The following is a 6,208-nucleotide window of genomic DNA, read 5'->3' on the forward strand; positions in this document are numbered from 1 at the left end:
CGCTGGCTGTTGACGATAGATTTTATTGCCTTCAAAGCCTGACTGTACAAGCCTTCTGAGCTGTTATGCGGGTGTGGCGATCGCGACAAAGATGGACGGTGTTCCGGGGCCGCTGAGTGGACAATTTAGCAACTGGCCTTTTGAGGGGGTTTTCGGCGTCGGAGATTGCGGAATTGAGACTCGGCAGAATGTAGCGAACTGCACTATCTTCAGAACCTACGCCACAGCAGTTGGGAAACCCGGTCAATTTAGAAATTTTCTTTTAAAAGGGGCAACGGCTTTTTTTGAACGAACCGCGAAGATACTAAAGAAGAGAACAAGAAGTATTAGTGTCAGTCTTGGACGCAACTGGCACATTAAAAAAAGGTACGTTGTTGCGCTTGAGCGCTCAAGCGCAACAACGTACCTACTCTAATACCAAAGTGACTGGGCCGTCATTCTCGATCGACACTTGCATCATGGCTCCAAACAGCCCTGTTTCAACTTTTAAGCCACTCTGGCGCAACTTTTCGACAAATTTTTCATAAAGTTTTTCGGCGGCTTCTGGGGCGGCAGAGCGATCGAACGACCAGAAGCCGACCTTTGCGACAGTCGCCGTAGAGAGTAAACTGACTGACCGAAAAAATTGGGATACAAGCCCCGTCTTTTTAGGACGGCTTTAATTCTGGATATTGTTAGCAACTGGCAGTATATAGCGGTTCTCAGAAAGATTCGCGGATGTTGTTGGGCTTGGGCCCTCTTGGTTTAAGCGGTTATATAAGCTGTCAGTCATACCTCATCTTTTTGATAAAGGCTATAGCAGTATAATAGAGTAAATAAATAGCCAGTAAAAATGAAAGCAAGGTATCAATTCCGTTTCTATCCCAGCAACCAACAGCAACAGAGTTTAGCTCAGTTGTTTGGTTGTGTGCGGGTAGTATGGAATGATGCTTTAGCCGTTTGCAAACAATCCGAAAAAAAACCGAAATCGGCAAACCTTCTTCATCAGGTTATCACTCAAGCCAAACAAACTGAGGAAAGAGCATGGTTGAGTGAAGTCTCAAATATTGCACTACAGCAATCTGTAGCAGATTTGGAGACAGCCTTTAAGAATTTTTTTGAGTCATGCAAGGGAAAAAGAAAAGGGCGCAAAGTCGGTTATCCAAAGTTCAAAAAACGCACGAATAGCCAGTCTGCCCGGTTGACTCGCGGAGGCTTCTCAATCAAAGAAGATGGGGTTTATTTAGCTAAAATTGGTATTGTTAAGCCAATTTGGTCGAGAGCACTGCCGTCAGTTCCTAGCTCTGTCACAATCATCAATGATTGTGCTAACCGCTACTTCCTGAGCTTTGTTGTAGAGATAAATCCCGATATAGTCGAAGCTAAAAAACACAGCATCGGCATCGATTTGGGTATTAAAACCTTTGCAGCAATGAGCGACGGAACATCAGCTAAAAGTCCAAGCTACAAACAGTTAGACCGAAAAAATCGCAGATTGCAACGCAAGTTGGCAAGGCAGCCCAAGGACTCAAAGCGCCGAAACAAAACTCGCATTCAGATTGCTAAATTACACAACCAAATGGGGGATACCCGTAAAGACTTTCTGCACAAACTATCGACCAAAGTTGTTAGTGAGAATCAAACTATTATTTTGGAAGATTTGAATGTGTCGGGTCTGGTCAAAAATCGGAAACTTGCCAGAGTAATTAGTCAGCAAGGATGGTACGAGTTTAGAGCTTTATGTGAGGCTAAATCTGAAAAGTTTGGCAGAGAATTCAGGGTAATTAGTCGCTCTTAACCAACTAGCCAAGTGTGCTCAGATTGCGGGTTTAAGTGGGGTAAAATAGACCTATCTGTTCGTTCGCTAGTGTGCCTTAATTGTGGTACTCAGCAAGACAGGGATTTAAACGCTGCGAGAAATATAGAAAAAGTCGGGATAGGGCATTGCCACGACTCTAAATGTACGCAGAGAGAAGGTAAGACCACGAAGGAGGCACATCTCGATGAAGCGTAAAGAATCCCCGCGCGTTTACGCCGGGGAGTATGTCAAAACCAGGAACTCGCCGCCGATGTCTTGTACGGACTTGTCCCAGCGCCCGCCGTCGCTGGCCGAGTCGGGAAACAAACGCAATTATAGGCATTTCCGAGCCATCCAGTCGAGTTCTGCTTCGGTGTCGGTGTCCGCAATACCTACAAGCAAGTTGAGTCCGCAGCCAATTTTGCCGATAATTTTACCGTTAACTTGGACTTGAGATGATTTGACTCGCTGGATGATGACTCGCATGGGAAATCTCAAACAGTCCTGGACATATATAGGGATAAATTCTTAGGTACGTAGTTGCGCTTCAGCGCTCTTTCCGATATCCCAAAAAGAGCGCTTAAGCGCAACTACGTACCTGGATTTTAAGAGCGCTTAAGCGCAACTACGTACCTGGATTTTAAGAGCGCTTAAGCGCAACTACGTACCTGTTAAGCGCAACTACGTACCTGGATTTTAAGAGCGCTTAAGCGCAACTACATACCTGGATTTTAAGAGCGCTTAAGCGCAACTACGTACCTGGATTTAATGTGACAGTTGCGTCCAGGTTAGTTTTTTCCGAATCCTTTCCCGCGATTGGGTGCAGGCATACAGAGACAGTTTTCGATTTGCGATCGCAAAGTCTCGGTATCCAAACCCTGACCGATCAGAACAAGTTGGTTTTTCGGCTCACCTTTCCACTGGTCGTCATCCATTGAAAATCGCTTGCCGCTCAAGTGGAAAATATGCCGTTTCGGACTTTCTTCAAACCACATAATCCCTTTCGCGCGAAACACGTTTGTTGGCATTTGGTGGTCTAAGAAATATTGAAATTTCCTCAGAGAAAACGGCTTGTCGCTTTGGAAAGAAATTGAGGTAAATCCGTCATTGTCTAAATGGCCGGAGTGGTCGTGATGGGCATGATCGTGATGATCGTGATGATCGTGATGATCGTGATCGTGATGACCGTGATCGTGATGGTCGTGATCGTGATGGTCGTGATGATCGTGATCGTGATGGTCGTGATCGTGATGATCGTGATCGTGATGATCGTGACTGCTAGAAGTTTCCTCAGATTGGAAATATTTGTCAGATTCAAACAATCCGACGCTGAGGACTAAAGGTAAGGGAACTTGCGATTTTACCGTTCGCAAAATTCGAGCACCTTGTTTGACATCGCGAATCTTAACTTCCAACAAATCTAAATCTGCTTCTTCAACCAAATCTGTTTTGTTGAGAATAATAATATCGCCGTAAGCTATTTGACTGTAGGCTGCTTCTGAGTTGAACAAATCTAAGCTGTAGTTGGCTGCGTCTACTACTGTAACTATTGAATCTAGACGGGTCATGTCGCGCAGTTCTGTGCCTAAAAAAGTCAGAGCTACTGGCAGCGGGTCGGCGAGTCCGGTGGTCTCGACTACTAGATAGTCGAGCTTTTCTTGACGTTCTAAAACTTTGTAAACTGCATTAACCAAATCTTCGTTAATTGTGCAGCAGATGCAGCCGTTGTTCAGCTCGACCATGTTGTCGTCTGTAGTGACAATCAGTTCGTTGTCGATGCCGATTTCACCAAATTCATTGACCAAAACTGCTGTTTTCAAACCTTGCTGGTTGGTCAGGATGTGGTTGAGCAGGGTTGTTTTGCCGCTGCCGAGAAATCCTGTAATGATTGTAACGGGCAATCCGTGTTTGGGAGCGTCCATCGCCGTTTCTGTCTCGGACTGAGTTGTAGATTGCATAGCTTGACTGTCAAATAATGTCGATCGCACTTTCCTTGTGGTTCTTATTGTATCTTATTTAAGCTCAGCCCCCATCAACCCGGTTTCTGGGAGAAATTTTGGGTTTCGCGGCATGGCATCTACGCATCAACCGCAAATAAGCTTCAGAGTACGAATGCTATTGGCTTACAGCCTGTTTTTCCGGTAAATCCAGCGGCGACAAATTTGGGGCAGACAATCGCTTCGTGCGATCGACCAATTCCCCCTGCTCTATGATGGTTTTTGCGATCGCGCTGCTTCATTCAGTTGACCGCTTGACAGCTTGTCGTGAGCGAAGTCGAAGGGTTGACCGCTTGACAGTTGATAGCGACATCTACCTGGAAGTCCGAGGATTGGAGTAATGAATAGTCTGATTTTAATTTCTCCTTAAAAGACTTGGGGCTTTCAACCAATTCTTTATGGTAAGATATTTATTTTTAACTATCAATTAAAATCGGGCGGTGGCTAACAACAGCCACCGCCCTCAAGATAGTATTATTGCACTATCTAAATCTGTGCTTACGCAGGAAGCAAGACTGTATCGATGATGTGGATGACGCCATTATCAGCAGCAACATCGGCTGTGGTAACGGTAGAATCATTGATTTTGACGCCATTGGAAGCATCAATTTTCACTTCTGAACCTTCAACTGTTTTGGCAGATTTCAGCTTGACTACATCAGCAGCCATAACTTTGCCAGCAACGACATGATAAGTCAAGATTTTTGTGAGCTTAGGAATGTCCTTAAGCAGTGCTTCTACAGTACCTGCGGGAAGCTTAGCAAAAGCTTCGTCTGTGGGTGCGAAAACTGTGAAGGGCCCGGTGCCTTTGAGAGTATCGACTAAACCAGCAGCTTTGACGGCAGCAACCAGAGTTGTAAAAGAGCCTGCCGAAACGGCGGTATCAACGATGTCAGCCAAGTGAGTCACCTAGGTTTTGTATTCCATAAATCAATATAACGCTTAAAAGTTAATTTAGCTACCTAAAATTTTCTTTTATTTATTCAGTTATTCTGATATAAATAGCAAAATATTCTTCTAGAAATAACTTATAAAATACCTGTCTAAAGGTAGATAAAAATATCGAAATTTTATTGTATTTTAATGCAAAACAACCTGTTCCTAAATACATTGGTAAGCCGATCGCGAATCGTGCGATCGCCCCTCCGGTGTTAAATGTGAATTCAGGGCGATCGATCTTTTGACTAAGTTGGCAAAACCTTCAAGATCGATCTTTGCCAAAAGCGCACACAAAGTTTCTGCCTGCTGAGGTCATTGGTATCCTAAAAACTGCGTTACACTTATACAGGTATCTTTACAAAACAACATACAAACATGACAGTTGCCTATCCCCGCAAGCTTCGCAACGGCATGGGAGCGCGCGAGATTTTAAGTCAAGTGGTGCGCGATCGCGAAATCCACTTGATTACCCTCAACCGCTACCGCTACAGCGAACAGCGCAGTTGCAAAGACCTCACCGACTTGATCGAGCAGCTAGACGGCGAACCGGCCGAACTCGTGCGGGATCTTTCCCGGCATATCTCGGACGAAGCGCGACACGCCATGTGGCTTACAGACTTGCTCGCAGACATCGGCGAGAAGGTGGGAACGCCGCCAGGAGTCTCCTACATTGACGAATTTGAAAGGTTGCTCGACAGCGACCAAAAAGACCCTACCAAAGACCGCGAAGATTTTGTAATTTCTTCCCTAGCGGCGATTAACGTCACCGAGAAGCGGGGATGCGAGTATTTCTCAGCGCACATCCACGCCCTCAAAAATGCTCCTCAAACCGACGAAAACGTCAAAATCCGCGAAACCATCGAAAAGATTTTTCCCGAAGAAGCTGGTCACGTCCGCTGGGGCAACCGCTGGCTGGGTAAAATTGCTGCGAAGAGCCCGGCACACCGCGAGAAGGTGGAACAGGCGAAACGCAAGTATGCGGCGATCGAACAAGCAGCATTTGCATCGGGAATGGATATCATGCTGGGAGCAGAACTGCGTCGCGTCACCCGTCTCGTGGACATTGCCAACACGATGCCGATGTGGGAACGCCCACAATACCTGATGGAACGCTTGCCAGCCACTCTGCTCGCCCCCGATTTGCAAATGACCAGAGTCGATGTAGCTCAGCGGGCCTGGAACCGAGATCCGCAAGCATTTGTGGAGAAATTTGTGCCGATGTTCCTCAATGGATTAAAACCGATTGAGAAGAAGCCCGCGGCTGCTAAGCCCAAGGCTTAGATACAGGTGAGGGAGAGCTCAGGATATGGGTTCCCAGGCACAGCCTGGGAACCACTCATTATTTAAGTCATACCGAATTCTTTAATGTAAAATCCAAAACCTAAAATCCAAAATCCTATAGCGCGTCGCGTGAGAACCCCGGTCTTTCAAGCCGGGGATGAAACGCAGTTGCAACCTTTAGGTTGCCAGTAATCTGTGTTATAGTTTTTAACAA

At 45.9% G+C, this 6,208-nt stretch carries 6 protein-coding genes and 2 pseudogenes; 3 read left to right on the forward strand and 5 right to left on the reverse strand.

What is annotated here, in order from left to right; all coding sequences use genetic code 11:
* Nucleotides 1-406: 406 nt before the first annotated feature.
* Nucleotides 407-617: pseudogene (locus JGK14_RS16325) on the reverse strand (D-aminoacyl-tRNA deacylase); the annotation flags it as partial.
* Nucleotides 618-832: 215 nt separating this feature from the next.
* Here JGK14_RS16325 and JGK14_RS16330 point away from each other — a divergent pair.
* Both JGK14_RS16330 and JGK14_RS16335 read left to right on the forward strand, forming a co-directional pair.
* Entirely contained in the window at nucleotides 833-1,777 is a 945-nt protein-coding gene (locus JGK14_RS16330) for an RNA-guided endonuclease InsQ/TnpB family protein (RefSeq protein WP_325315275.1), read from the forward strand.
* 12 nt (nucleotides 1,778-1,789) lie between these two features.
* Nucleotides 1,790-1,993: a zinc ribbon domain-containing protein gene (locus JGK14_RS16335; protein WP_325315276.1), complete on the forward strand. Its 204-nt coding sequence runs from the start codon at nucleotides 1,790-1,792 to the stop codon at nucleotides 1,991-1,993.
* Nucleotides 1,994-2,023: 30 nt separating this feature from the next.
* Here JGK14_RS16335 and JGK14_RS16340 read toward each other — a convergent pair.
* The 4 genes and pseudogenes from JGK14_RS16340 to JGK14_RS16355 form a co-directional block, all read right to left on the reverse strand.
* Nucleotides 2,024-2,263 (reverse strand): annotated as a pseudogene (locus tag JGK14_RS16340) (D-aminoacyl-tRNA deacylase); the annotation flags it as partial.
* A gap of 302 nt (nucleotides 2,264-2,565) precedes the next feature.
* Nucleotides 2,566-3,735, reverse strand: a complete 1,170-nt coding sequence (locus JGK14_RS16345; RefSeq protein WP_293185553.1) for a CobW family GTP-binding protein — start codon at nucleotides 3,733-3,735, stop codon at nucleotides 2,566-2,568.
* A gap of 143 nt (nucleotides 3,736-3,878) precedes the next feature.
* Nucleotides 3,879-4,016: a hypothetical protein gene (locus JGK14_RS16350; protein ID WP_293200767.1), complete on the reverse strand. Its 138-nt coding sequence runs from the start codon at nucleotides 4,014-4,016 to the stop codon at nucleotides 3,879-3,881.
* 256 nt (nucleotides 4,017-4,272) lie between these two features.
* A complete protein-coding gene (locus JGK14_RS16355) occupies nucleotides 4,273-4,674 on the reverse strand; it encodes a fasciclin domain-containing protein (RefSeq protein ID WP_293185555.1) in 402 nt (133 codons plus the stop codon).
* 414 nt (nucleotides 4,675-5,088) lie between these two features.
* Between JGK14_RS16355 and JGK14_RS16360 the strand changes: the two genes are divergently transcribed.
* Nucleotides 5,089-5,994, forward strand: a complete 906-nt coding sequence (locus JGK14_RS16360; RefSeq protein WP_293185554.1) for a ferritin-like domain-containing protein — start codon at nucleotides 5,089-5,091, stop codon at nucleotides 5,992-5,994.
* The last annotated feature ends 214 nt before the right edge of the window (nucleotides 5,995-6,208 follow it).

The organism is Microcoleus sp. PH2017_28_MFU_U_A, assembly GCF_020738035.1.
In the GTDB taxonomy this organism is placed as follows: Bacteria; Cyanobacteriota; Cyanobacteriia; order Cyanobacteriales; family Microcoleaceae; genus Microcoleus.